This window comes from Nocardioides sp. CF8, from assembly GCF_000389985.1.
Lineage (GTDB): Bacteria > Actinomycetota > Actinomycetes > Propionibacteriales > Nocardioidaceae > Nocardioides > Nocardioides allogilvus.
The window spans coordinates 4,182,207-4,182,547 of record NZ_CM001852.1; the positions used below are offsets into that span (position 1 = coordinate 4,182,207).

The window sequence follows — 341 nt, forward strand, 5'->3', positions numbered from 1 at the left end:
CCGAAGGCGAGCTGTTGGCGGGCGAGGTCGCCGAGCGCGGTGGCTCGGCGTCCTTCGAGGGTGTCGGTCGACCCGAGCGCGAGCTGGTGGGCGGCACCTGCGGCGACGGCTTCGGCGAGGCCGAGGGCGTCAGGGATGTCGAGGTCGGCCTCGAGGTGCATGGTGCCGTCGAAGGAGACCTGGTCGGTGTCGAAGGTGACGTGGCGCCGATCAGCGGCGTCGGCGACTTCCTGGGCGAGCTCGTCGGGCATGAACCGGGCCCGGGCGTGGTCGACCAACCTGACGAGTTCGGAGGGGGTGAGGCGGTTGGCGCACCATGCGGTTTGCTGGTCCACGAACGT

1 protein-coding gene is annotated in these 341 nt (G+C 71.0%); it reads right to left on the reverse strand.

All coding sequences use genetic code 11. From position 1 onward, the window contains the following. On the reverse strand, nucleotides 1-335 hold a 335-nt coding region (locus CF8_RS20325; protein WP_156887349.1), incomplete at its 3' end, for a DUF222 domain-containing protein. Nucleotides 336-341: the final 6 nt, after the last annotated feature.